The organism is Serratia proteamaculans, from assembly GCF_949794035.1.
Lineage (GTDB): Bacteria > Pseudomonadota > Gammaproteobacteria > Enterobacterales > Enterobacteriaceae > Serratia > Serratia proteamaculans.
The window spans coordinates 3,163,338-3,187,928 of sequence record NZ_OX461105.1 but is presented as its reverse complement, the minus strand read 5'-3'; the positions used below and the strand labels follow the sequence as shown (position 1 = coordinate 3,187,928).

General features: G+C 58.4%; 23 protein-coding genes. 15 read left to right on the top strand and 8 right to left on the bottom strand.

What is annotated here, in order from left to right:
• Window positions 1-3: 3 nt before the first annotated feature.
• From QOT07_RS14935 to QOT07_RS14915, 5 genes are all read right to left on the bottom strand, one after another.
• A complete protein-coding gene (locus tag QOT07_RS14935; protein ID WP_283603431.1) occupies window positions 4-990 on the bottom strand; it encodes a fimbrial protein in 987 nt (328 codons plus the stop codon).
• Window positions 987-3,509 carry a fimbria/pilus outer membrane usher protein gene (locus tag QOT07_RS14930; RefSeq protein ID WP_283603430.1) on the bottom strand — a complete coding sequence of 841 codons (2,523 nt, stop codon included), beginning with the start codon at window positions 3,507-3,509 and terminating at the stop codon, window positions 987-989. Before QOT07_RS14930 ends, QOT07_RS14935 begins: the two co-directional genes overlap by 4 nt.
• A gap of 60 nt (window positions 3,510-3,569) precedes the next feature.
• Window positions 3,570-4,244 (bottom strand): fimbrial biogenesis chaperone, encoded by a 675-nt coding sequence (locus tag QOT07_RS14925; RefSeq protein ID WP_283603429.1) that lies wholly within the window; start codon window positions 4,242-4,244, stop codon window positions 3,570-3,572.
• Window positions 4,245-4,291: 47 nt separating this feature from the next.
• Window positions 4,292-4,840 carry a fimbrial protein gene (locus tag QOT07_RS14920; RefSeq protein ID WP_283603428.1) on the bottom strand — a complete coding sequence of 183 codons (549 nt, stop codon included), beginning with the start codon at window positions 4,838-4,840 and terminating at the stop codon, window positions 4,292-4,294.
• Between the two features lie 420 nt (window positions 4,841-5,260).
• Window positions 5,261-5,857, bottom strand: coding sequence for a tyrosine-type DNA invertase (locus tag QOT07_RS14915; RefSeq protein ID WP_283603427.1), 597 nt, complete (start codon window positions 5,855-5,857; stop codon window positions 5,261-5,263).
• Between the two features lie 309 nt (window positions 5,858-6,166).
• On the opposite strand from QOT07_RS14915, the gene QOT07_RS14910 reads away from it, so the two are divergent.
• From QOT07_RS14910 to QOT07_RS14870, 9 genes are all read left to right on the top strand, one after another.
• On the top strand, window positions 6,167-6,391 hold the full coding sequence (locus QOT07_RS14910; protein WP_099064339.1) for a ribbon-helix-helix domain-containing protein: 225 nt from the start codon (window positions 6,167-6,169) through the stop codon (window positions 6,389-6,391).
• Window positions 6,392-6,643: 252 nt separating this feature from the next.
• Window positions 6,644-7,651, top strand: coding sequence for a 3-oxoacyl-[acyl-carrier-protein] synthase III C-terminal domain-containing protein (locus QOT07_RS14905; RefSeq protein ID WP_261416503.1), 1,008 nt, complete (start codon window positions 6,644-6,646; stop codon window positions 7,649-7,651).
• A complete protein-coding gene (locus QOT07_RS14900) occupies window positions 7,648-8,664 on the top strand; it encodes an NAD-dependent epimerase/dehydratase family protein (protein WP_283603426.1) in 1,017 nt (338 codons plus the stop codon). Before QOT07_RS14905 ends, QOT07_RS14900 begins: the two co-directional genes overlap by 4 nt.
• Window positions 8,657-9,463, top strand: coding sequence for an MBL fold metallo-hydrolase (locus QOT07_RS14895; RefSeq protein ID WP_283603425.1), 807 nt, complete (start codon window positions 8,657-8,659; stop codon window positions 9,461-9,463). The genes QOT07_RS14900 and QOT07_RS14895 overlap by 8 nt, the downstream gene beginning before the upstream one ends.
• Complete coding sequence (locus QOT07_RS14890; RefSeq protein ID WP_283603424.1) at window positions 9,460-10,743, top strand: F390 synthetase-related protein; 1,284 nt, start codon at window positions 9,460-9,462, stop codon at window positions 10,741-10,743. The genes QOT07_RS14895 and QOT07_RS14890 overlap by 4 nt, the downstream gene beginning before the upstream one ends.
• The gene (locus tag QOT07_RS14885) at window positions 10,743-11,360 is read left to right on the top strand and encodes a phosphatase PAP2 family protein (RefSeq protein ID WP_283604368.1); all 618 of its coding nucleotides are present in this window, start codon (window positions 10,743-10,745) and stop codon (window positions 11,358-11,360) included. The genes QOT07_RS14890 and QOT07_RS14885 overlap by 1 nt, the downstream gene beginning before the upstream one ends.
• The gene (locus QOT07_RS14880) at window positions 11,357-12,490 is read left to right on the top strand and encodes a sterol desaturase family protein (RefSeq protein ID WP_283603423.1); all 1,134 of its coding nucleotides are present in this window, start codon (window positions 11,357-11,359) and stop codon (window positions 12,488-12,490) included. Before QOT07_RS14885 ends, QOT07_RS14880 begins: the two co-directional genes overlap by 4 nt.
• Complete coding sequence (locus tag QOT07_RS14875; RefSeq protein ID WP_283603422.1) at window positions 12,483-13,565, top strand: fatty acid desaturase family protein; 1,083 nt, start codon at window positions 12,483-12,485, stop codon at window positions 13,563-13,565. Before QOT07_RS14880 ends, QOT07_RS14875 begins: the two co-directional genes overlap by 8 nt.
• Window positions 13,562-14,647, top strand: a complete 1,086-nt coding sequence (locus tag QOT07_RS14870; protein ID WP_283603421.1) for a fatty acid desaturase family protein — start codon at window positions 13,562-13,564, stop codon at window positions 14,645-14,647. The genes QOT07_RS14875 and QOT07_RS14870 overlap by 4 nt, the downstream gene beginning before the upstream one ends.
• Window positions 14,648-14,710: 63 nt before the next feature.
• On the opposite strand, the gene QOT07_RS14865 is transcribed toward QOT07_RS14870, so the two are convergent.
• Genes QOT07_RS14865 through QOT07_RS14855 form a run of 3 tightly spaced genes read right to left on the bottom strand, consistent with a single transcriptional unit; the run spans window position 14,711 to window position 17,285 of the window.
• A complete protein-coding gene (locus QOT07_RS14865) occupies window positions 14,711-14,860 on the bottom strand; it encodes a DUF2474 domain-containing protein (protein WP_085117222.1) in 150 nt (49 codons plus the stop codon).
• 14 nt (window positions 14,861-14,874) lie between these two features.
• Complete coding sequence (gene cydB / locus QOT07_RS14860; protein WP_129934341.1) at window positions 14,875-15,882, bottom strand: cytochrome d ubiquinol oxidase subunit II; 1,008 nt, start codon at window positions 15,880-15,882, stop codon at window positions 14,875-14,877.
• Between the two features lie 2 nt (window positions 15,883-15,884).
• Window positions 15,885-17,285: a cytochrome ubiquinol oxidase subunit I gene (locus QOT07_RS14855; RefSeq protein WP_085117220.1), complete on the bottom strand. Its 1,401-nt coding sequence runs from the start codon at window positions 17,283-17,285 to the stop codon at window positions 15,885-15,887.
• A gap of 144 nt (window positions 17,286-17,429) precedes the next feature.
• On the opposite strand from QOT07_RS14855, the gene QOT07_RS14850 reads away from it, so the two are divergent.
• From QOT07_RS14850 to QOT07_RS14825, 6 genes are all read left to right on the top strand, one after another.
• The gene (locus QOT07_RS14850; RefSeq protein WP_219016457.1) at window positions 17,430-18,848 is read left to right on the top strand and encodes an aminotransferase-like domain-containing protein; all 1,419 of its coding nucleotides are present in this window, start codon (window positions 17,430-17,432) and stop codon (window positions 18,846-18,848) included.
• A gap of 154 nt (window positions 18,849-19,002) precedes the next feature.
• Window positions 19,003-20,691: an ABC transporter substrate-binding protein gene (locus tag QOT07_RS14845; protein ID WP_283603419.1), complete on the top strand. Its 1,689-nt coding sequence runs from the start codon at window positions 19,003-19,005 to the stop codon at window positions 20,689-20,691.
• A 48-nt stretch (window positions 20,692-20,739) separates the two neighbouring features.
• Window positions 20,740-21,696: an ABC transporter permease gene (locus tag QOT07_RS14840; RefSeq protein ID WP_283603418.1), complete on the top strand. Its 957-nt coding sequence runs from the start codon at window positions 20,740-20,742 to the stop codon at window positions 21,694-21,696.
• A 2-nt stretch (window positions 21,697-21,698) separates the two neighbouring features.
• The gene (gene opp4C / locus QOT07_RS14835; protein WP_283603417.1) at window positions 21,699-22,649 is read left to right on the top strand and encodes an oligopeptide ABC transporter permease; all 951 of its coding nucleotides are present in this window, start codon (window positions 21,699-21,701) and stop codon (window positions 22,647-22,649) included.
• The gene (locus tag QOT07_RS14830) at window positions 22,646-23,632 is read left to right on the top strand and encodes an ABC transporter ATP-binding protein (RefSeq protein WP_099064324.1); all 987 of its coding nucleotides are present in this window, start codon (window positions 22,646-22,648) and stop codon (window positions 23,630-23,632) included. The genes opp4C and QOT07_RS14830 overlap by 4 nt, the downstream gene beginning before the upstream one ends.
• Window positions 23,622-24,590, top strand: coding sequence for an ABC transporter ATP-binding protein (locus tag QOT07_RS14825; RefSeq protein ID WP_283603416.1), 969 nt, complete (start codon window positions 23,622-23,624; stop codon window positions 24,588-24,590). The genes QOT07_RS14830 and QOT07_RS14825 overlap by 11 nt, the downstream gene beginning before the upstream one ends.
• Window position 24,591: the final 1 nt, after the last annotated feature.

Here is a 24,591-nt window from a genome sequence, read left to right as displayed (position 1 = left end):
CGGTTACTGATAGGTAATGTTCAGTGTGGCGCTGCTGTTGGCCAGCCCGACGCCGACATCGGTCAATGTCTGGTAATAGCGGGCGGTGAACGGCAGGGTCTCCTGACCGCCAGCAGAGGTTTTTAGCAAGATATTGTTATTAATTTTCAGGGGAGTGCCGCCATACAGCAGTTGCACGCCGACGCCGCTGGCGGTGCCGGTTTGCCCGGCGCTGGTCAGGGCCAGCACGCTGGTTTCACTGGTGTCGCTGTTTTGCGTAGCGGCTAAAGAAACGTTGATTCTGGCGTCTTTATCGCAGTTCAGGCCCAGATCGAAGCTTTTGTCACCGGCGGTACTGGCGATGCCGGTGAATTTGGTGGCAAAGACGTCACCCAACGGGACGTTGATGCTGGTGCTGTTGAGAGAGCAGGCGACTTTTGTGAAATTACTGTTGCCCGTAATATTGATCTTTCCGAGTGTGGTTCCGTCTCTTATTAAACTGGCCAGTGGTGAATTCAGCGAAACTGAACCTGAGACGGAACCACCTAAATAAATGAAAATGATTGCATAATTTTCAGTGGGGTAAAACGCCCATGCGGTTCCAGAAGGTACGGTGAAAGAAGCGGTTTGTGGTGCAATGTAATATCCCGCATAAATTTTAACCCCGATACCGGAAACATTGGTCGTGTAAACATTGGAATAACCTGGCGCCAGTGGCAAGTTAGGATCTGCAGGCTTTAATTCCATGAGGTAAGAACCAGTGCATTGTTGCCTGTCGCTCCCTGTTGCTTTTATCCAACCGCTGTCCCAAAGAGTCGAACCCGGAGTTGCATCACGTTGGATTGTTATTGTCGCAGGCAATGTTATATTGACGTTGCCTTCCGGTACTGGGGTGCATGAGGCCGAACTACCAAGAGAATAGGTAAGGAGAGATAGTGTTAATACGCCTTGTAATAAACTACATGTCCTTGCTTTTATTGTTGTATTGGATTTCATTGTAATTCCTTTCATCGACATACTCCGTCCATCTGACCGATCCCGCCTGACTGTGCCGTTTGTGGCAGTTGATAATTGACCCGGCACTGTTCGCCGGAGCCGTTGCCCCATTTCACCAGCAGGCTGCCCTGCGGCGAGACGCCACTCAGATACACCTGACCGCCGTCGCCGACGATGCTGCCACCGGGGGTTGCCTCTGGGTCGGTATCGGTTACCGTAGCCCCGAACGGCACCGGTTGGCCGCTGACCTGCTTCAGTGTCATCAGCACCCGTGCACCCACTCTTGGCGTAAAGTCGGCCCGCACCAGCGCGCCGCGCGTTGGAGTGACCCGTAGGCTGCTTTGCGGCAGATCGACATCGTCCGGCAGGGTGTCCGGGCCCAGTGCCACTTCAGTGCGCCGGTACGGCGTCAGGTAAGGCACCAGCGCGTAGCCCCTGAAGTCGGTACGCACCCCGGTTTGGTTGCTGATGCTGGCCCCGTCTGCCCCCGGTGCGGCAACCAGCGCGGCGGTCTCGCCCAGCGGCTGGCCGAGGGTGACGCCGTTTTGGTGCGCCACAACGCTGCCGTTCAGCCCGTAGTTCACCCGCTGGGTATTTTTGTCATAGCTGTAGCCGGCGGTGGCTTCGCCGTAGGTGCCGCGGTAGTCGAGGTTGGCGTTGCCGCTGTAACCCTGACCGCGGGTGCCGTAGGTTTGCTGCAGGCCCCAACTCAGGCTGTTGTCACTCAGTGCCACGCCGCTCAGCCCCAGGTTATGGCTGGTGGTCCCGCCTTTGGTGTTGTTGAGGCTGTAGTTGACCCAGGCATTGTTGTTGTCCCACAGGTTGAGTGGCACGTTGAGGTTAAAGGCGATTTGCTGGTCGTTGGTGCGGGTGGTGCCCTGGGTATTGCGGTTGTGGCCCCAGTTGATGCCGTAGCTGATGCCGCGCCAGCTGTTGCTGTAACCCAGCCCGAAGGAAGCCAGGCTGCGGTCGCTGTTCCAGTAATCTTCGCGCACCGCACTGAGCGACAGGCTGCCGCCGTCTTGCCACAGTTGCTGGTTCATGCTCAGTTCGGCGCGGTTGCGGCGGCGTTCGCTCATCCACAGCGGGGCGCTGCCGCTGCGCCAGCCGTCCAGCACTTCGGACAGGGAATAAAACCCGGCGGTGGAATAGCGATACCCGGCGATGGCGAAGTTGGTGCCGGTCTGCACCAGGTTCTTGCTGTAGCGCACCCGCCAGGACTGGCCGGTGGCGCGCGCCTTGTTTTTGGGCTGGGCGCGCGACTGGGTCACGTCGAGGGAGAAGGCGCCCCAGTCGCCGAGGTTGTTACCGACGCCGAGGGCCGCCGACTGGTAATGCTGAGCGGCCTGCATGCCGCCATACAGCGTGGTGTTCCACGGCAGGCCGTAAATGGCGGTGCCCTGCAGCAGGGTGCTTTTGTCGACGTTGCGGTCATAGCTGCGGTACTGGCCGCCGGTCAGGCTGTACTTGAGCCGGCCTTCGCGCTGCAATACCGGCAGAGAGGCAAAGGGCACCACGATATGCTGTTCGCTGCCGTCGGCCTCCTTGATGGTGACCTGCAGGTCACCGCTGCCGCCGGTGGGGTACATGTCGTTAATCACGAAGGCGCCGGGGGCGACGTAGGCCCGGTAAATCTCATAACCGTTCTGACGCACCACCACCTGGGCATTGGTACGGGCGATACCGCGCACCACCGGAGCGTAGCCGCGCAGGCTGTCGGGCAGCATCTCGTCGTCGGAGGCAATCTGCACGCCACGAAAGGGCACGGCGTCAAACACTTCGGCCGGGGCATTGCTGTCGCCGAGGGTCAGTTGGCTTTGCAGGGCAATCAGGTTGCGCTGGGCGTAGGTGTACACGGTATCCCATTGGTCCTGGCCGTCGCTGCTGCGGCTCCAGGTGGTGTAGTTGCGCAGCCGCCAGGGGCCGGCATTGAAGCCGGGGCGCAGGTTGGCGTACTGGCTGTTGCTGTTACTGCCGTTGCCGCCGCGCGCGGTGTTATTGGCCCCGCTGAGGCTGTAGTTGAGCAGCAGGGCGGTGATGCCCTCGTCCCACTGTGCGGGCGACACATAGCCACGCGGCTGGCGGGCCAGCGCGGCCTGGGGAATGCTGAGGGCAAGCTGCTGGCGGTCGAACAGCAGGCGGGCGGAGGCCTGGGGAATGGCGGCGAGGTTAGCGCAGGCGGCATCGGGAGCGCCAAGGGCCGGGAACTGGGCGACGCGCACACCGTAAGCGGCGAGTTCAGCGACGCTGATACAGGGTTGCAGGCCCTGACCGTCGGCCCCGGCGGCAAAGGTGACCGTGCGGGTATCGACCTGCTGATCGTTAATCAGCACATCGACCCGGTAATCGCCGGGTAACTGGCTGCCATTCTCTTCGAAGGTCGACAGGTTGGTGACGCCCTGTTGTGGCCCGTCCAGCTCCAGCAGCGCCGGGTTGAAATAGTCCCGTGCCTGCACGTTCTGAGCCAGCAGTTGCAAAGCTATCAGGATCGCCAGCCGGGTGGGTGAGAGGCCCATCCGTGGAAGTTGTTTCATTACGTTACATCCTTGTTGTCGGTCGGTAAACCACCCGGAAAACGAGATTGGCTACTATCTTCACTCCTGCAAAGTGCCCCGCTGCAGTACACCAGGGCCGCCAAAGTCATTAATTATCCGCCAGGTTATTGCATTGCCCGCCGAGGCTGGCAGGGTAAAACTGGCAGTGCTCTGTGGCGCTACGTAGGTGGCGTCTTTCACTTCCCGGCCATTGACCGTCACACTCTGGAAATTCATATAGAAAGGGGTGGGGTTTTTGACTTCCAGTTGTGCTCTCTTGCGGTGCCATGTCAGTTTTCCTGTGGCATCTTCGGGCAGTCCTTTCAGGCCGGTCGGTCTGAAAATCAGTTTAAGGCGGGTTTTGATCGCAATTTGTAGGGTATTGTCACGTCTTTCTGCCGACGGAATGGACTTAACGTTCAACCAGTACAGCGTCTCCCGATCCTCCGGCAGCGCACCGCCGACCCGTACTACGCGCAGTACATTTTGTCGGCCGGCGTCGAGGCGGAACAGCGGTGGAGTCAGGATGAGGGGGGCCTTCTCACTGCTGCCCTCCTGCGGTTCTACCCAGGACTGGATCAGATATGGCAGGCCGTCTGGGTTATTGACGCTTAGTGAGGATTCTTTCTTGTCGCCGTCATACACCAGACGGGTGGCTCCGACCACCACGCCGGCCTGTGCCAGACTGCTGAGCATCATCACACCGCCGCACAGGGCGGCAAGCCCATATTTCATGAGTCGTCTCCAAAAAAAGGACGGCAAATGCCGTCCTGGCAGGGAAGTTAGTTGTAGTTGATGCTGAAGGTAGCCGTAGAGTTTGCGGTACCGGCCGTCACTGCCGCTGCGGTGGAGATATATCGAGCGGTGAAGACAAGATCATTGACGTCGGTAGGTGGGGTGGCGTTTGGATCACTTTTTAGCAGGGTGTAGCTGGTGGAATTGGTGGCCAGGGGCAGCGCCGTACCGGTTTTGTCGCTAAGCTGTATGCCGAGGCCCGTTGCCACACCGGTGCCGGTAGTCAGCGCCAGAACTTTGTCATCACCGTTTGCTGCGATGCCATCGAACTTAACGGTAGCCTTGGTAGCCGTAGGGCAAGATTTTAACTGAAGAGTAAACTTAGTGGCGGCTGCGACGGTACCGGCAACGGTGAATGAATTTTTGCTGATTTTACCCATTTGTACTGCCAACACGTTTGAACCCCCCATGTCGACGACGCAGGCGGTGTCTGTGACGGAACCAGTAAAATTGACGGTGCCATCAGCAGCAAAGGCGGAAGAGAACGAGAATGCCGCGGTGGTGGCCAGAGCGGCCGCGAACAGAGTTTTTTTCATGATAACAGTTCCTTGGTTAGTGCGATTCTACGCACAGATCTCCATTAACCCATTGATAGGGTTTCCTTTTTTTTAATTTGATCGTCATGTTTCACTTGGCGAGAAAGGCAACATTTTGAGTCAAAATGTCACATTAAGTGAGTCGTGTTGTTAGCTGGGTAAAAAAGTGTTTTTAATGGTGTAAAACACCATGGATGGTGTTTTTACGGAGATAATGACTGGGGTTTATTTTTAATTCAGAGTGAAAAAGTCATTATACGAGAATATTAGGGCTACAGGCTCATACAGAAAACGAGTCTGGCGAAAAAAGACGATCTCACAATTTACTGATATTTAATAAGTTATTTCACCATGCAAAATAACCATCACGCAAGTGTTGACTTTTTTTCAGGACATTCTTAAGTTATGTGTCAGTTTGACTCAAAAGGTAACATTTTCTTCTGCTTTTTCCTCCTTCCACAGATGTTTAAATCGTCCTGAATTAGCTGCGGTATACAGCACGGTATGCTGAATATTGCGGTGCCCCAAATAGTCCTGAATCACGCGCGTATCGGCCCCGTTATCGGCCAGGGCATAGCCACAGGCATGGCGCAGCATATGTGGGTGTGCAGCCACCGCCAGCCCGGCCTGTTTGCCGTAGGCCTGCAACATGCGATAGATGCGCTGGCGCGACAGTCGGTAGCCCTTTTGCGACAGAAACAACCACTCTTCATCCTCCAGATTGCGACACGACTGACGTTTTTCCAGCCAACGGGTCAGGAGCTGCTTTTCGGTTGTTTCCAGCGGATGAATAGTGGAAAGGCCATTTTTCAGCCGGTTCATGTAAACACAACCGCTTTCCATATCCAGATCGGCCAGACGCAGGCCGTTAAGTTCACTGACGCGGCAACCGTGGATAAAGCCCATCCAGATCAGGCAGCAGTCGCGCTCGGGGGCGCGGCCGGCAGCGGCCTGTTGTAGCAGGCGGGTGACTTCGTTGCGGGTCAGGTGCTTGCGGTGAGAGTGGGATTTTTGCATTGCTTATCCTCAAAAAAGACAATGGCCGGCAACAAGCCGACCATGGGCGCAGTCCGTCAATCATTGACGATGCACAGGGAGTATAGTGCAGGTTTGGTGAAGAAGAGCGGCAGTCTGTGGGCAGGATAATCTGATCTCCTGTAGCGGTTGTCTGCGATACCTTTACTTTTCATGCCCGGCAGCAGCAACAGCGAATTTAATTCGCGCAACCTGCTGAATTTGCGAAGCGTTACGCAGTTCGCTAATTGAACAATCCTTACCGCTAAAGTAAGCTTTACCCCACTAACAGACAGCCACAGGAGGTGGGATATGCGTAGTTTACCGATTCGTTTATCAAATGAAATTGATGATAATCTGAACGATATTGCCAAGCGGCATGGAATGAAGAAAACGGATGTGATCCGCTTGGCTTTTGCGTTAATTAGCATTGCCGACAGGCAATGGGTGAAACAAGACGGCTCTTCTCTTGGCATCGTACGGGAGAACGGTGAGGTGCTGGAGGCGGTAGGTCAGGTGGTGGGGGTTTTCCCATGAGCATCCAAAACAATAGCCACGCCAAATAACTCCCGCCGATTTGCCCATTCTTGCTTCCTTGCCGTAAACTTGCTATCTCAGTAGGGTTACATTTATTCGTCGGCGGCTGCCGGCAGTTTGCAGTGCATAAAAACAATCAATAGCCCCTGTTTGCGGGCACTTTGGGATTTAAAACCGGGGATGACTCGCCGCTGCCTGCTGGGGTGCGCCGGGAGATCGCTTTATGGATATTCAGGTTAGTTCACAATAATAATGACAACACAATCTTGTTCTCCCGCGTTACTGCCTCTGAAAGTCATCGCTACGGGGGCCGCGTTGCCACCTAACCGTGTCGACTCCTCCACACTGGACAGCCTGCTGCGCAAGCCGCCTGGCTACGTCGAAAAACGTTCCGGCATCAGTTACCGTTTTCACGCTGCGGATGATGCCAGCCAGGCCGAACTGGCGGTCGCCGCACTGCAGGATGCTATAACCCGTGGCCGCCTCGAGGCACAATCAATCGATCTGCTGATTTCCGCGTCAGCGATCTCAGTGCAGGCGCTGCCTTGCACCGCTGCACACATTCTTAAAGTGGCCGGTCTGGCACCGGGCACCGCCGGTTTTGACATCAACAGCAGCTGCGTCAGCTTTATCTCTGCCATGCAGGTGGCCGCCGGGCTGTTGAATGCCGGTACCTACCGGCGTATTGCCATTGTCTCTGCCGATTTGGCTTCACGCGGGATTGACTGGGATCACGAAGAGTCCTCGCTGATTTTTGGCGACGGTGCGGCCTGTGCCATCGTCGAGCGTGGCGACGGCACCAGCGGTATTTTGGCGAGTTTGGTAGAAACCTACCCTGAAGGCAGTGAGCTGTGCGAGATCCGCGCCGGTGGTACGCGGCGCAACCCGCGCGCCGGTATGAATAACAGCGATTTTCTGTTCCATATGCAGGGCAAAAAATTGTTCCGTCAGGCGTCGGCGTTGATCGAAGATTATCTGGCCCGTCTGTTGGCGGCCAGCGGCCTGACGCTAGCGCAGATCGCCACGGTGGTGCCGCATCAGGCGAGCCACCTGTCACTCGAACATATGCGCAAGCGGCTGCACGTTTCTGCCGAGGTTTTGGTGGATATCTATCGTTATCACGGCAATCAGGTGGCGGCCTCTATCCCCACGGCACTGCACGCTGCGGTCACTAGCGGGCGTTTTAATCCCGGCAAACCGGTGATGCTGATCGGCACCGCCGCCGGACTGTCGCTGGCCGGTATGGTGCTGCTGCCATGAGGGTGCTGGTCACCGGAGCCACCAGTGGGCTGGGGCGTAACGCGGCGCAGTGGCTGCTGGAGGCGGGCCATCAGGTTCATGCCACCGGGCGTGACAGCCGGGCCGGGCAGGAACTGCGTCGATTGGGGGCTGAGTTCACCCAGTTAGACCTGACTCAGGCGACGGAGGAACAGTGTCGTCAATTGATGGCCGGTTGCGATTGGGTCTGGCACTGTGCGGCAAAATCTTCACCCTGGGGCAGCAAGCGCGAGTTTTATCAGGTCAACGTGGCCGCGACAGAAAAGCTGGCGCAGGCGGCGGGGCACTGTGGCATCCGGCGTTTTATTCATATCTCCACGCCGGCGATCTATTTTGATTTTCAGCCGCACCAGAATATCGATGAAGAGTATCGCGCCCGGCGTTTCGCCAATCATTACGCCGCCAGCAAATATGCCGCGGAGCAACGGCTGCAGGCGCTGGTGCCGCGCTACCCGCAAACGACCTATATTATTCTGCGCCCCAGAGGGTTGTTCGGTCCGCACGACCGGGTGATTGTGCCGCGGCTGCTGCAACAGCTGGATCGCGATAGCGGGGTGCTACGGCTGCCCGGCGGTGGTAAAGCGCTGCTGGATCTGACCTTCGTGCTGAACGTGGTACATGCGATGGACCTGGCCAGCCGTCAGCAGCCACTGCCTTCCGGTGCGGCTTACAACATCACCAATCATCAACCACAGCGGCTGGCGGATATGCTGGATGCACTGCTGCACCGGCAGTTGGGGCTGCGCTACCGGCTGCAGGCCGTGCCATACCCCTTATTGCAGGTGCTGGCCGGGGGGCTGGAGCTGCTGGCTCATTTCACCGGCAAAGAACCCCTGCTGACGCGCTACAGCGTGGCAGCGGTGTATTTCGATATGACCTTGAGCCAAACCCGAGCCGTGGAGCAACTGGGCTACCGGCCGCGTTATTCGATGGAAGAGGGGATCCGCATTACTGGAGAGTGGCTTAAACGACAGGGAGATGTGCCCCATGGCTAAAGTTACCGCTTTCGAAGTGGGATACTGCACCCATATCGGTTGCATGGCGCTACGGGGCGCAGGTTTCCGGGTGTGCAAATTCCCGGCTCGGGCCTATTTACTGGAAGTGGGGGACCGCCGTTGGCTGTGGGATACCGGCTATGCGCAGTATTTCCAGCAGCAGACACAGTCCGGCATTTTCCGCATTTACCGGCAAATGACGCCGGTGTATTTCGATCCCCGAGAGTCGCTGAATCAACAGTTACGTGCCGCCGGTTACGCCGCTAATGACATACAGGCGCTGATTGTTTCGCACTTTCACGCCGACCATATTGCCGGGCTGCGCGATTTCAAACATCTCGATTTTATCTGCTCCGGCGAAGGCTGGCGGCAAACCCGGCCATTGCGTGGCTTTGCGGCATTAAAGCGCGCTTTTATCCCCGGACTGATCCCTGAAGATTTTGAGAGTGGCCTGCAGTTTATCGAAGGTTTCCCAGAAGTAAGCTTGCCCGCGTTGCTGGCACCTTTCGAACGTGGCTATGCGCTGCCGGGCAGTGAAGGGCAGATCCTGCTGGTCGATCTTCCGGGGCATGCTGCCGGTCATATTGGCGCCTTTATTCTTACCGATGACGGTTGGACGCTATTGGCCAGCGACGCGGCCTGGTCGCCGCTCAGTTATCAGCAGTTGCGCGGCCCTTCACGGTTGGCCAATCTGGTGATGGACGATGCCAACGCCTATTACCACACGCTGGAACGGTTGAATCAGCTATGGGAGAGCGGTAATGCGAATATTCTGCTGTGTCATGAGGGGGATTTATGATCCCGCTGATGACGCTGTGGCATTACTTCCGTGCCCGGCGCTTAACCTTTGACGATCGTCAGTCGCTGGAGGCTTACCAGGCCAAAAGGTTAAAGCGTTTTGCTCGTCGTGTGCTGACCAAAAGCCCTTATTTCAGCCGTTTCAACCGTCAAGCCATCGCCACCTGGCCACAGATGGACAAGGCGCTGATGATGGAACAATTCGACCAAATGAACACCGCCGGGTTGCAGCGCGATCAATTACTGGCCTGCGCGCGACGCAGTGAGCAACAGCGGGATTTCAGCCCGAAAATCGGTAAATACAGTGTGGGTCTGTCATCGGGCACTTCCGGCCAGCGCGGTATTTTTGTCGTCAGTCCGCATGAGCAAAGCGTTTGGGCCGGTGGCATGCTGGCGAAAATGTTGCCGGAGGGGCTGTTTGCCGGTGAACGCGTGGCGCTGTTTCTACGGGCGGACAACAACCTGTATCACAGCGTCAACAACCGCTGGCTGAGCCTGGAGTTTTACGATCTCTTTGCCCCCTTTGCCGAACAGCTCTCGCGGCTGGAACAACAGGCACCGACGATTATCGTCGCACCGGCGCAGGTGCTGCGTGCATTGGCGCTGGCGGTGTTGGCTCAGCAGATTCGGCTCGAGGTCAAAAAAGTGATTTCAGTGGCCGAGGTATTGGAAGAGCAAGACCGGCAACTGCTGGCGCAGGTGTTTTCGACGGTGGGTGAGGTGTATCAGGCTACCGAAGGGTTCCTGGCCGCCACCTGTGCGCACGGCACCCTGCACCTGAACGAAGAGTTTTTGCATATTGAACCTCAGTGGATTGATGAGCAGCGCTTCACGCCATTGATCACCGACTTTACCCGCAGCACCCAGCCGATCGTCCGCTACCGACTGGACGACGTGCTGGTCAGGCAGACGGAGCCTTGCCCTTGTGGGCAGCCGTCGATGGCGATTGCGCGCATAGAAGGAAGGCGCGACGACCAACTGATGTTGCCGGATGCCTTTGGCCAGCCGCAGGTGGTGTTTGCCGATCTGTGTAGCCGGGCGATCGCCAATGCGCTGCCGCTGACCAGCGACTACCGCCTGGTGCAGTCCGGGGAACGGCAGTTGCAACTGATGGCCGATTGCAGTGAAGCCGAACTGGCTCATTGTCAGGCGCAGCTGTCAGCCTTGTTTGAACGTCAGGGTATTGCCAGCGCTGGCCTGGAGTGGCAACTGCGGGTGCAGGCGGTGATGCCGCAGTTTGATCGCAAGAGAAGGCGGATTATTCGGCAGGTGGCGCCATGATGAAAACGCTGGCGTACCGGCTGTGGCAAATGCTGTTGGGCTGGGGATTCGTTGGGGTGATTTATAGCAGCAGCGATCGCCTGCAGGGCGTGGGCACGCTGCTCCCCCCTTCGGCGATTGACCGTTGGATCCCGTTCAGTCCGACGGCCATTTGGCTGTACCTGTCTTTCTTTATCATTATCCCGCTCGGTTATCTGCTGGCACCGATGCCACGGGTGAAATGGTTGCGTACCGCGATGCAACTGACGGCGCTGGGTGCCGGGGCGGTCTATCTGTGGTGGCCGACCACTATGGCTTATCCGCAAGACAGCGGGGTCGGTGTGAGTTCAAAACTGCTGGCGGCGCTGACCCAGGTGGATTCGTTGCAAAACTGCCTGCCGTCGCTACATATGGCGTTGACGGTGCTGGCGGTGTGGGCACTGAGCGATCGACAGCGTAAAGTGAGAACCGCGCTGTTGATGCTGTGGGCGCTGGCGATTGCCTTTTCCATTTTGCAACTGCGCCGCCATCTGCTGGTCGATCTGGCCAGTGGGGCATTGCTGGCGTTTTTGGCCGGCTGGCTGGCGCAGCGCATAGAAAATTGGCGGCGTGACACCGTCACAGGAGAGATAGGATGAGCGAACTGGCGATGCCCATCGTGTTCATGCTGTTTGTCGTCATTGGTGAGGCGCTGGTGCTGCAGTATGCGCAGCGGCGACTGGTCAACTGGCACGATCTGGTGTTCAATCTGAACTCTGGCCATATCATGCTGTGGCTGTTCCGCGGGCTGGAGATCACCTGCTACGGCTATGTGGCGGCGCATCTCAGCCTGGATTTGCTGAGCGACTGGCCGCCGGTGCTGATGTGGCTGTTTGCCCTGCTGGCGTGGGACTTCGGCTTTTATTGGCTGCATCGCTTGCACCACTATCTGCGCGTGCTGTGGGCGGTGCATGTGGTGCATCATCAGGGCGAGCATTTCAATTTATCGCTGGGGGTGCGCAATTCCTGGTACTCGTCGCTGACCTCGATCCCGTTCTTTCTTCTGTTGGCACTGCTGGGCGTGCCGCTGTCGGTGTTTGTCACGGTCTCGATCCTGCATTACAGCATCCAATTGTTTAACCATAATGCGTTGACCCCCAAACTCGGCTGGCTGGAACAGATTCTGGTGACGCCGGCGCATCACCGGGTGCATCACGTTAAAGACATGGCCTATTCGAACAAGAACTTCGGCGGCAGCTTTATTTTTTGGGACAAGCTGTTCGGTACTTTTTGCCCGAGCCTGCCACAAACGCCATTTGTGTATGGCGTCAGCGGCGATAAGCCGTCCGCCAATCCGTTTTGGGCCAGCAATCTGCCATTCCTGCGCTATTTCCGTCTGCGCTGGCGGCCCAGGGCGAGCAGTGGGGGTTTTCGCTACTCGGCGCTTAGCGTGTTCAGCGGTGCGATGCTGCTGTTTACCCTGGTGATTGGCTATGTTTACCAGTACGGCTATGGCTACAGCGATATCAGCTGGCCGCAAATGGCGCTGCTGGTGTTGCTGGCGCTGGGGTCGATGGCGCTGGGCGGCATGACCGAAGGGCATCGTTGGGCGATTGTCGTCTGGTTGTTGATGACGCTGAGTCTCCCGCTGTTGTTTATCGCTTATCTGGGCTGGTCGCAGCCTTACTGGCAGGTTGCGATGGGCATAACCGCCTTGCACGGCGTTTGTGCGGCATTGGGCTGGGGCCGGACGAGCGCGGCTGCATCGGTGGAGGAACCCTATGGCTGACTCACTGGCTCCACTGACGTTTCCCGCCGACGGCGAACAGGTATTTCATCGCGATCTCAAGCGGGCGGCTCATGCCTATTTGGCCGAGGATCATCGTTATGCCGACGGCTGGCGGTTAGCCAAGGCGGCGCTGCTGCTGATACTGTGCGTGGGTTTTTATGTGCTGGGCCTGATGCAGCATCAGCCGTGGGCGTTTTTCGGCTGCTATTTCCTGTTTGTTATGATGGGTATGCTGCTCAACGTGAATGTGAATCACGATGCCTCGCATAATGCTTTTCTGCGCGCCCCCTGGGCCAACCGCTTGGCGGGGCGGCTGGTGACGCTGCCGTTGGGGGTGGATCCGGATTATTGGCGGGTGCGGCATGTGGAATATCACCACGTTTATGCCAACGTCGAGCACTACGATCTGGATACCGAAGAGAACGGTTTCTTCCGCCAAACGCCGTTTCAGCGCTGGCGTAAACATATGCGCTATCAGCACCTGTACTGGCCGTTGATCGCTGCACTCTCCTTGCCCTACATCGCCTGGATATTTGACTGGTCGGATCGTTTGGGTAAAACCCCGCTGCATGAAAAGAATATTTTACCGGGTCGTCGCGGTTGGGCGATGTTTATCCTGTGCAAAATCGGTCATTTGGTGCTGGTACTTGCTCTGCCGCTGGTACTGTGCCAGCAGAACGGTATCGGCTGGCAGTGGGTGCTGCTGGCCTACACCGTCAGCCAGATGTGCGCCTCGTTGTTGGTGGTGTTCTTGCTGCTGGGCACCCATTGGGCGCAGGCCGAGTTTTACGCTGTGCCGGAAGGCGGGAGTATGCCACACGGTTGGTATCGGCATAATTTCGCGACCGCCTGTGACTGGCAGACCTCCCCACGCGGGTTACAGCACCTGACCGGCGGGTTGAATTATCACCTGACTCACCATCTGTTTCCCGGCTGGAATCATCGCCATTATCCGGCGTTGGCCGCCATAGTGGCGCAGTTGGCGGCGCAGCACGGCATGGAATACCGCTGTATCGGCTACCGCGAGCTGCTGGCACAGCAACAGCAATTCTTACGCCGGATGGGCCAGCCATGAAGCCATTGCGCCCATTGGCCTTCAAGCCGGATGACAGCGGGCTGCATCGTGCGTTGATGCAGGCCGCACAGGGCTATCTGGCCGACAATCGCGACCATCGTTTTGCCGACGGCGGCATGCTGGCGAAGGTGCTGCTCTTGCTGGCGCTGTGTGCGTTCTGTTACGGACTGAGTCTGCAACAACAGAGTTTTTTGGCATTCTTTACCTGCTACTTCGGTTTCATTTTTATCGGTATGTTTCTTACGGTGAATGTGGTGCACGACGCGTCGCACAACGCATTTTTCAGGCAGCCCTGGGCCAATCGCTGGCTGAATTGCCTGGTGAGTATTCCGCTAGGATTAGATCCCGATTGCTGGCGGGTACGGCACGTTATTTTTCACCACGCGCACAACAACATTGAGCATTACGATCCCGATATCGACGCCAATGGCGTGCTGCGGCAAACGCCGTTTCAGCGTTGGCGGCCCTTTATGCGCGCGCAGCGCTTTTATTGGCCGCTGGTGGCGGCGATGACCTTTCCGTATTACATCTGGCTGTTCGACTGGTTGGATCGGGCGGGGCGGACCCGGGTCAGGGCGAGGATGGCGCAGCAGGGTGTGCGTGGCTGGAGTGTTTTTCTGGCGGGCAAAGCGGCACACCTGATCCTGGCGCTGGCGATCCCGTGCTATCTGTTGCCTCCGGCGATTGGCGTGGGGCAAATCCTGCTGGTTTACCTGCTGAGCCAGATGCTGTCTTCACTGTTGTTTGTGATGTTGATTATCGGCACTCACTGGGCCAAGGCGCAATTTTATCAGGCACCGGAACAGGGGCCGTTAGCGCACGGCTGGTATCACCATGTGTTCGCCACTACCTTTGACTGGTTCCCCCGGCCGCGTTGGCTGGGCTATTGGTTGGGTGGCGCTAATCTGCACCTGACGCACCATTTATTCCCGCACTGGAGTCACCGGCATTACCCGGCGTTGAGCCGTATTATTGCTGAAGTGGCACCGCGCTTTGGTATCGACTATCGGGTGCTGGAACTGGGGGAGTTGCTGCGTCTGCAACAGCGCTTTCTCAGCGCGATGGGGCGTAAACCTTTGTAGTTATTATTAGCGTGGGCATGATACCGCCCACGCTAATGTTCTCTTTGCCAGACAACGCCTGGGTTAATGCGACCTCATGCCCGCGGCGTTCATCAGCAGACGGAACAGCGAGGCGACGGCGAACAGCCCCAGCACGCTGGCACTCCAGATCACCACCAGCCAGCCGACGCGTTTCCACCAGGGCGCCGGTGCGGGTGCGGTTTTATCCTGCATAGTTTGCTCCCTCATCAGTGATAGCCATGTTCATGGCTGACCTTGCCGCGGAACACGTAGTAGCTCCAGAAGGTATAAACCAAAATTATCGGAATGATAAACAGCGCGCCCACCAGCATAAAGCCGAGGCTTTGCGGCGGCGCGGCGGCTTGCCACAGGGTGATAGACGGTGGGATCAGCAGTGGCCAGATGCTGATGCCCAACCCACTCAGGCCGAGGAATACCAGCAGCAGGGTGAGCAGGAACGGTGAGTAGTGCGCCGCATTTTTCACCCCATGCTGAATGCCCCAGGCGCTGAGCAGCACCAGGATCGGCACCGGTAACAGCACAAACAGATTCGGCAGCGAGAACCAGCGGGTGGCGATCTCCGGGTGGGCAATCGGCGTCCAGATACTGACCACCGCCAACACCAGCAGCAGGGTAGCCAACAGTGGCGTTGCCAGCCGGTACATGCGGGCCTGCAGGTCACCGGCGGTTTTCATCACCAGCCAGGTGCAGCCGAGTAACGCATAGGTCACCACCAGCCCCAGCCCGCAAAACAGCGCAAACGGCGTCAGCCAGTCGAGGGCGCCACCGGCATAGGTGCGGCCGTTGACCGGGAAACCCTTGATGATGGCACCCACCACCACGCCCTGGCTGAAGGTGGCGAAGAGAGAGCCCCAGATAAACGCCTTGTCCCAAATGTGGCGTTTTTCCGCCGTGGCCTTAAAGCGGAACTCAAAGGCCACGCCGCGGAAGATCAACCCAAACAGCATCAGCGTCAACGGAATAGCCAGCGCGTCGAGGATCACCGCGTAAGCCAGCGGGAAGGCGCCAAACAGCGCCGCACCGCCCAGCACCAGCCAGGTTTCATTGCCGTCCCAGACCGGGGCGACGGTGTTCATCATCACATCACGGTCACCGCTGTCCTTAACCCAGGGGAACAGGATGCCGATACCCAAATCAAAGCCGTCCATTACCACGTACATCATGGTGCTGAAGACGATGATCACAAACCAAATCAGCGGAAGATCAATGCCCATGCTCAGCTCCTGTCATCCAGAGTTTCTTTCACCGCAGACAGCGGACGCGCCGGTCGGCCTTCGGTGTCATCTTCGTGGCCTTCATGTTGCTGCGGCCCTTTGCGGATCAACCGCATCATGTAGGAATAGCCCACGCCGAACACCGAACAGTAGACGATGATAAACGCCAGCAGGCTGATGCTCATGTGCAGGTCACCGTGTGCGGAGACCGCATCCTTGGTGCGCAGCAGGCCATACACCACCCACGGCTGGCGGCCAATTTCGGTAGTGAACCAGCCCGCCAGCAGGGCCAGCAGCCCGGAAGGGCCCATCCACAGGATGAAGTAAAGGAAGGGGCGGGACTGATAGAGGCCGCCGCGCCAACGCAGCCACAGGCTCCAGACCCCGGCGAGGATCATCAACATACCCAGTGCCACCATAATGCGGAACGACCAGAACACCACGGTGGAGTTAGGGCGGTCCTCAGGCGGGAAGGATTTCAGCGCCGGTACCTGCTCGGTCAGGCTGTGGGTCAGGATCAGGCTGCCCAGGTAGGGCACCTCCAGCTTGAAGCGAGTTTCCTCGCGTTGCATATCCGGCCAGCCGAACAGGATCAGCGGGGTGGCTTCACCCGGTGCATTTTCCCAGTGACCTTCGATGGCGGCAATTTTTGCCGGCTGATATTTCAGCGTATTCAGGCCGTGGGCATCGCCGATCATCGCCTGTATCGGCGCGACAATCAGCGCCATCCACATCGCCATCGACAGCATTTTGCGCATCGCCGGAGTATCGCGCCCGCGCAACAGGTGCCAGGCGGCGGAGGCACTGACAAAGAACGCCGAAGACAGGAAGGCGGCAGTGGACATATGCAACAGCCGGTACGGGAATGACGGATTGAAAATCACTTTCAGCCAGTCGACCGGCACCACCTGGCCGTTAATGATTTCGTGACCCTGCGGCGTTTGCATCCAGCTGTTGGACGCCAGGATCCAGAAGGTGGAAATCAGCGTACCCAGCGCCACCATGCAGGTAGCGAAGAAGTGCAGGCCAGGGCCGACGCGGTTCCAGCCGAACAGCATCACCCCCAAGAAACCGGCTTCCAGGAAGAAGGCGGTCAGCACTTCATAGGTCAGTAAAGGGCCGGTGATACTGCCGGCAAACTCGGAGAAGAAGCTCCAGTTGGTGCCGAACTGATAGGCCATCACCAGGCCGGAAACCACGCCCATGCCGAAGTTGACGGCGAAAATTTTTGACCAGAAATGATAGAGATCGCGGTAAGTTTCGTTACGGGTTTTCAGCCACAACCCTTCCAGCACCGCCAGGTAACTGGCCAGGCCGATGGTTATCGCCGGAAAAATGATATGGAAAGAAACGGTGAAGGCGAACTGTATTCTGGCAAGTTCCAGTGCATCAAGACCCAGCATGGCGCCTCCTTGGGTTGTACATAAAATGGCCTCTTCAGTATAGCGGTAATTTTTCTCTCGAAAGCTTGGCGCCAAGTTAAGCACGGAGTACATTAACTATAATAGTGACAGTTATTTCACTTTTTCATATAACAGTTAGGGCCTATGACCAGATACGAGCAGCTTGCACAACAGATTCGTGAACAGATCCAGAACCGGGTATGGCGGGCGGGGGACAAGTTGCCGTCGCTGCGTGAAAGTGGCAAACGCGCCGGGCTGAGCCTGATGACGGTGGTGCAGTCGTATCAATTGCTGGAGAGTCAGGGCTGGATCGTCGCGCGGCCGCAGTCCGGTTATTACGTGGCGGCGCGCCCGCAGCCGTTGCCGCAGCCGGTACACGGCGAGAAGCTGTTACTGAGCGAGCAGGTGGATATCAACACCTTTATTTTTGATGTGCTGCAGGCATGCCAGGATCCGGAGATTGTGCCTTTTGGTTCGGCGTTTCCCGACGCCACCTTGTTTGCCCAACCGAAGCTGGCGCGGGCGCTGAGCAGCGTGGCACGCAAGTTTACGCCGCACAGCTCACTGGCCAACCTGCCGCCCGGCAATGAAGCGCTGCGCCGCCATATTGCCCAGCGTTATGCCCTGAGCGGCATGCAGGTGGCGCCGGACGAAATCGTGATTACCGCCGGGGCGATGGAGTCTCTGAGCCTCAGCCTGCAGGCGGTGACCCAGCCGGGGGACTACGTGGCGATCGAGTCACCGGCGTTTTATGGCGCATTGCAGGCACTGGAGCGGCTGCGCTTGAAGGCGGTGGCGATTGCCACGCATCCGCAGGACGGTATCGATCTGGGCGCACTGGAGCAGGCGCTGGAGCAATACCCGATCAAAGCCTGTTGGCTGATGACCCACTTCCAGAACCCGCTGGGGGCCAGCCTGTCGGACGACAACAAGCAGCGGCTGGTGAACTTACTGCGTGAGCGGCAGATTTCCTTGATTGAGGACGACGTTTACGGCGAGTTGTATTTCAGCGCCGAGCGGCCGCAGCCGGCCAAGGCGTGGGACAGCGAAGGGCAGATCCTGCACTGTTCGTCATTCTCCAAATGCCTGGCACCGGGCTTCCGTGTCGGTTGGGTGGCGGCGGGGCGCTACGCGCAGCAGATCCAGCGGTTGCAGCTGATGAGCACCGTATCGACCAGCGTACCCACCCAGTTGGCGATTGCCGACTACCTGCTGCATGGCGGCTACGACACCCACCTGCGGCGTTTGCGTCGCTTGCTGGCGCAGCGCCAAAGCATGATGCGTCAGGCGATCGCCCACCATTTTCCGCCTACCGTTAAAGTCAGCCAGCCCGACGGCGGCTATTTCCTGTGGCTGGAGCTGGATCCCGCGCTGTCGTCGATGGAACTGTATCAGCGTGCGCTGGCATTGGGCGTGAGTATCGCGCCGGGCCGGATGTTCACCACCGGCAACCATTTCAACCACTGCTTCCGCCTGAACGCCTCTTTTGACTGGAGCGACAAGCACGAGGCGGCAATCAAAACCTTAGCCAAACTTATCCGGCAGCTCGAACCGACAGGCTGAGTCATGCGGCTTGGCCGGGTATCGCAATAGAAAAATTCATAATGCTTTTTTCGGCAATGGAATGCCGGTTTCGTTGTTAGACAGCCCTCCGGCTGCCCATTACTCTTCGATAAATTTTGTCACATTTTATCAACGGGTAGACAAGGGGCAGTGGGTGAGCAAAATAAAAAATAATATAAACAGACTGTTGCAAAAACGACTGGTGCCGTTGGCGCTGGCCAGTGCGATAGGCCTTTCATTCAGTGTTCAGGCGGAAACGCTGGCGGAAGGGATCACTCCGGCGAGCGATGCCAGTTTGGTGCCGGCGGCAGCCAAGCTGCGCAAAGACACCGTAGTGGCCGGTATCCTCGAGCCGCAGGGCAATTTTAACCCTTATCTGTTTACCAACGGTTGGGACGAAAACGTCACCGACGTGATCTTTACCCGGTTGATTGGCCTGGACAGTGAAGGCAAACCGGTAGCGCGCCTGGCGGAGTCCTGGCAGGTCAGCGCGGATAATCTGGTTTATACCATCAAGCTGCGTCCTAATCTGGTCTACAGCGACGGTTCGCCTATCAAGGCGGAAGACATCGCCTTTACTCTGACGCTGCTGCATGACCCCGCCTATGACGGTGACACCGACATTGCCCCAGCGCATATTCAGGGTGGGGCGGAATACAAAAACGGCACCGCCCCCGCTATCAGCGGGCTGAAGGTGATTGACGATCGCACCCTTCAGATCACCACCACCCAACCGGGCGCCACCACCCTGTTATTGATTGGCGGGCCGGTGCTGTCGAAGGCCTATTACGGCAAGGATTACCAACGCGGCAAGCTGGAGAGCGTGCGGGCGCTGAACGGCAAGCCGTTGGGCAACGGCCCTTATATTTACGACAAATACATACCGGGGCAGGAGATCCGTTTTCACGCCAACCCGAACTTCTACCTCGGCCCGCCGGCGGTGGCCCGCTTTATTTACCGCGTGACCAACCCGACCACCAACTTCCAGCTGTTTCAGACCGGTGAAACCGATTACGACGCCTTTACCTCCAAGCCGGACGATATCGAGCAGTTGAAGCTGTTGGGCTTCGCCAATATCAACCTGTACAGCTCCAGCGACTACAGCCGGGTGGATTTCAACTTTAAGCGCCCGGCATTGCAGGATGCGCGCGTACGTCAGGCGTTGATCTACGGGCTGGATCGCCAAAAATTGATCACCGTGGTGTATCAGGGATACGGCACGGTGGCGAATCAGCCCATCTCTCCCGTTTCCTGGGCCTATGATCCGCAAGGCATCAATCCTTACGCTTATGACGTCAACAAGGCGAAGCAATTGCTCGATCAGGCCGGCTGGAAACCGGGTGCCGACGGCATTCGCCAAAAAGACGGTAAAAAACTGGAACTGACGCTGCTGGTGACAAAAAAGCTGCTGAATGACGCCCTGGTGCCGATCGCCAAAGACAACTACCAGCAGATTGGCGTGCTGTTAAAGCCACAGGTGTTGGATTTCAACGCGTTGCTGGCACAGCGCAAGGCAGGGAATTATGACCTGGCGTCGCTCAGCACCAGCGGGCTGAATGACCCGCATGACGGGGTGCGCGATTTCATCAGCCAGGTGAGTGAGACCGGCTATAACAATCAGCAGGCGGACAAGCTGATTAGCCAGGCTAACGCCACGCTGGATATCGGGCAGCGCAAGCCTCTGTACCACCAGCTGTATCAGGTGCTGGCCGAAGATCCGCCGGTGATCCTGCTGGGCAACCGTAAAGTGCTCAGTGCCAGCAGTGCCCGCGTCACCGGCTTTAAACCGGATGTCTACAATGGCCTGACCGGCAGCCTGCCGGACGTCAAACTGGCCCAGTAACGGCAAGGCACCGCCGCGCTCCCCCGTGCGGCGGTGATGGAAAACACCATGAGAAACTTTATCCTGCGCCGCCTGCTGCAAACCCTGCCAATGCTGTTGCTGGCGTCACTGCTGATTTTCTTTATCTTCGCGCTGACCCCCGGCGACTTTATTGACGGCAACATCAACCTGACGCCGCAACGTGCCGCCGAGCTGCGGGCGCTGTATGGGCTGGACCAGCCGCTGCTGATCCGCTATTGGCACTGGCTCGGCCAGTTGCTGCAAGGCAACCTCGGTTTTTCGCTGCAGTACCAAATCCCGGTCAGCACCTTGTTGAATCAGTATATTTGGAACTCGTTCCTGCTGGCTTCGGTCGCCCTGGTGTTGTACTGGGGCATTGCTCTGGCGGTGGGCGTGGCTTCGGCGATGAAACCCTATTCGCTGTTCGATCATCTGGTCACCGTGGCGGTGTTCGGCGCCATGTCATTTCCGACCTTTTTCCTTTGCCTGCTGCTGATCAAATGGTTCGCCGTCGACCTGCACTGGCTGCCCGCGGGCGGCATGTTGCGTACCGGCAGCGAAGCGACCGGGCTGGCCTGGGTAGCGGAAGTGGCGGCACACCTGCTGTTGCCGGTGCTGGCGCTGGTGATGCTGCAGGCCGGCACCCTGACACGCTATTTCCGCGCCAGCATGCTGGACGTGATCCGCATGGACTATATCCGCACCGCACGCGCCAAAGGCCTGAAAGAAAAAACGGTGGTCGTCAAACACGCGCTGCGCAATGCGCTGTTGCCGATTATCACGCTGCTGGGCTTTGAATTACCGGCACTGTTTTCCGGCGCGCTGATCACCGAAAAAATCTTCAACTGGCCTGGGGCGGGGCACATCCACATTGACTCGCTGGCCGCACGTGACTATCCGGTGCTGATGGGCTTCACGCTGTTTCTGGCGGTGCTGACCATTTTGGGCAATCTGCTGGCGGACATTCTGTACGCCTATGCCGACCCACGAATTCGTTTGAGGTGAACATGCTGGCAACGCTGTTTTTTGGTCGCCGTCGCCGCTGGCGGCAGGCGCAGCTTCCGGCGCTGGCGCAACTGTCGCCGCCCCCGACCGCTCAGGCCTGGCAACGGCTGCGGAGTCACCGGTTGGCGATGCTCTCGCTGCTGTTGCTGCTGATATTGGCGGTGCTGTGCCTCTTTGGGCCGATGCTGTCGCCCTGGCAGGACGATGCCGGGGATGCGTTGAACATCAATCAGGCCCCCAATGCGGCGCACTGGCTCGGCACGGATTTTCTTGGCCGCGATATTTACACCCGCCTGTTGCTGGCGGGGCGCATCTCGCTGACCATCGGCCTGGTGTCGATGCTGCTGTCCGTCACGCTCGGTTACCTGCTGGGGGCGCTGTCCGGCTATTTGGGCGGCATGGTGGACAAGCTGATCATGCGCTTTGCCGATCTGTTGATGACCATCCCCAGTCTGCCGCTGCTGATCATTATGGGGGCGATGCTGTCCGAGCTGGACGTCTCGCCGGATTACCGCATCTATATGGTGATGATTATGCTCAGCCTGCTGGGCTGGCCGTCGCTGGCGCGGCTGGTGCGGGGGCAGATCCTGTCGCTGCGTGAGCGTGACTTCATGCTGGCAACCGAAGTGCTGGGGCTGTCCACCCGGCGGCGCCTGTTCGGCCATCTGCTGCCGAACACCATTCCGATCCTGGTGGTGGTGGCCACCATGGGCGTTGCCAATGCCATTCTCAGTGAGTCGGCACTCAGCTATCTGGGGCTGGGTGTGGTGCCGCCTACGCCGTCGTGGGGCAACATGATGGATGCCGCCAACAGCCTGATCGACTTTCAGCGTCGTCCCTGGCTGTGGATGCCGCCGGGCCTGGCGATTTTTATCACCGTGGTGGCGATCAATATTCTGGGTGACGGTCTGCGGGACGCGCTCGATCCGAAAATGAACGGAGTAAAACCATGAGCCGACCCCTGCTGGCTTTTAATCAACTGTCGGTGGCCTTCAATGGTGAGCAGGGTCGGGTGCAGGCGGTGCAGCAACTGAGTTTTGAACTGCATGCCGGACAGACGCTGGGAGTGGTCGGTGAGTCCGGCTGCGGTAAAAGCGTCACCGCCATGGCGCTGATGGGGCTATTGCCGCAGCCGCTGGCGCAAATTGACGGCGGCGAAATCCACTTCGACGGTCAGGATTTATTGAAGCTGCGGCCGCAGCAGATGGCCGATCTGCGTGGCAACCGGCTGGCGATGATTTTTCAGGAACCGATGAGCGCGCTGAACCCGGTGCTGACCATCGGCGAACAGTTGGTGGAACCGCTGATCCGCCATCGTGGGACTTCGCCGAAGGTCGCCTGGCGTGAGGCGACGGCGCTGATTACCGAGGTTGGGTTGGCGCGGGCGGAACAGTTGATGACCAGCTACCCGCACCAGCTTTCCGGCGGCATGTTACAGCGCATTATGATTGCCATGGCCATCAGCTGTCGCCCGGCGCTGTTGATAGCCGATGAGCCGACCACCGCGCTGGACGTCACCGTGCAGGCGCAGATCCTGGCACTGCTGCGTGAGCAGACCCGCAAAAATAACATGGCGATGATGTTGATTACCCACGACCTTGGCGTGATTGCTCAGATGGCCGACCGACTGGTGGTGATGTACGCCGGGCGGATAGTCGAGCAGGGGGGGACGCATGAGGTACTGGCTAACCCCCAGCACCCTTACACTCAGGGGCTGATGGCTTCGCGGCCGGTGGCCGGGCAGCGGCGGCGCAGGCTGTATTCGATCCCCGGTCAGGTGCCGGATCTGGCCAAGCTGCCGGACCATTGTGCGTTTGCCGATCGTTGTGCTCAGGCCAGTGCGCGCTGCCGCGACGGCATTCCGCCGTTGTATGGCACATTGCAGCGTCAGTCGGCCTGTTTTCTGAATGCGGGAGGGCGTATTCATGTCGGCTGAGTGGCTGGTGGAAGTCAAAGGCTTGAAGAAGCATTTTCCGCTGCGGGAAGGCCTGTTCGGCCGGACCACCGGGCAATTGCGGGCGGTAGATGATGTCAGTTTCGGTATTCGAAAAGGCACGATTTTCGGCCTGGTGGGCGAGTCCGGCAGTGGGAAAACCACCGTTGGTCGCACGCTGCTGGGGCTGCATGATAAAACCGCCGGTGAGGTGTTGTTCAACGGCCAGGCGCTGGATGCGCTCAGCCCGCGTCGGCTGCGTGAGATGCGCCCGAAGATGCAATTGGTGTTTCAGGATCCCTACAGCTCGCTGAACCCGAGGATGCGTATTGGCGATGCGATTGGTGAAGCCCTGTTACAACACGGGCTGGCGCAGAAAAGCGAATTGCGTGACCGGGTGATCGACACCATGGAGATCTGCGGACTGTCGGCCCAGCATTATGGGCGTTTTCCGCATGAGTTTTCTGGTGGCCAGCGCCAGCGTATCGGAATTGCGCGCGCGCTGATCCTGCAGCCGGAATTTATCGTCGCCGACGAGCCGATTTCGGCGCTCGACGTCTCGATTCAGGCGCAGATCATCAACCTGTTTTCCGATCTTCAGGAGCAGCAGGGGGTGACCTTCCTGTTTATTTCGCACGATCTCGGGGTGGTGGAGCACCTGTGTCAGGACGTGGCGGTGATGTATCTCGGCCAGATTGTCGAGAGCGCAGACCGCGACAGCCTGTTTCGCCAACCGCGCCATCCTTATACCCAGGCGTTGCTGGCAGCGGTGCCCAGTCTGGATCCGCAACGCCAACCGCAGACGATGGCGCGGGGTGAACTACCAAACCCGGCGCAACCGCCGCAGGGTTGTCGTTTTCATCCCCGTTGTCCGCAGGTCACCGCACAGTGCCGGGAGCAGGCTCCGGTGTTACGTACAGTGGCTGCGGGGCATCGGGTGGCCTGCCATTATGCCGATTAAC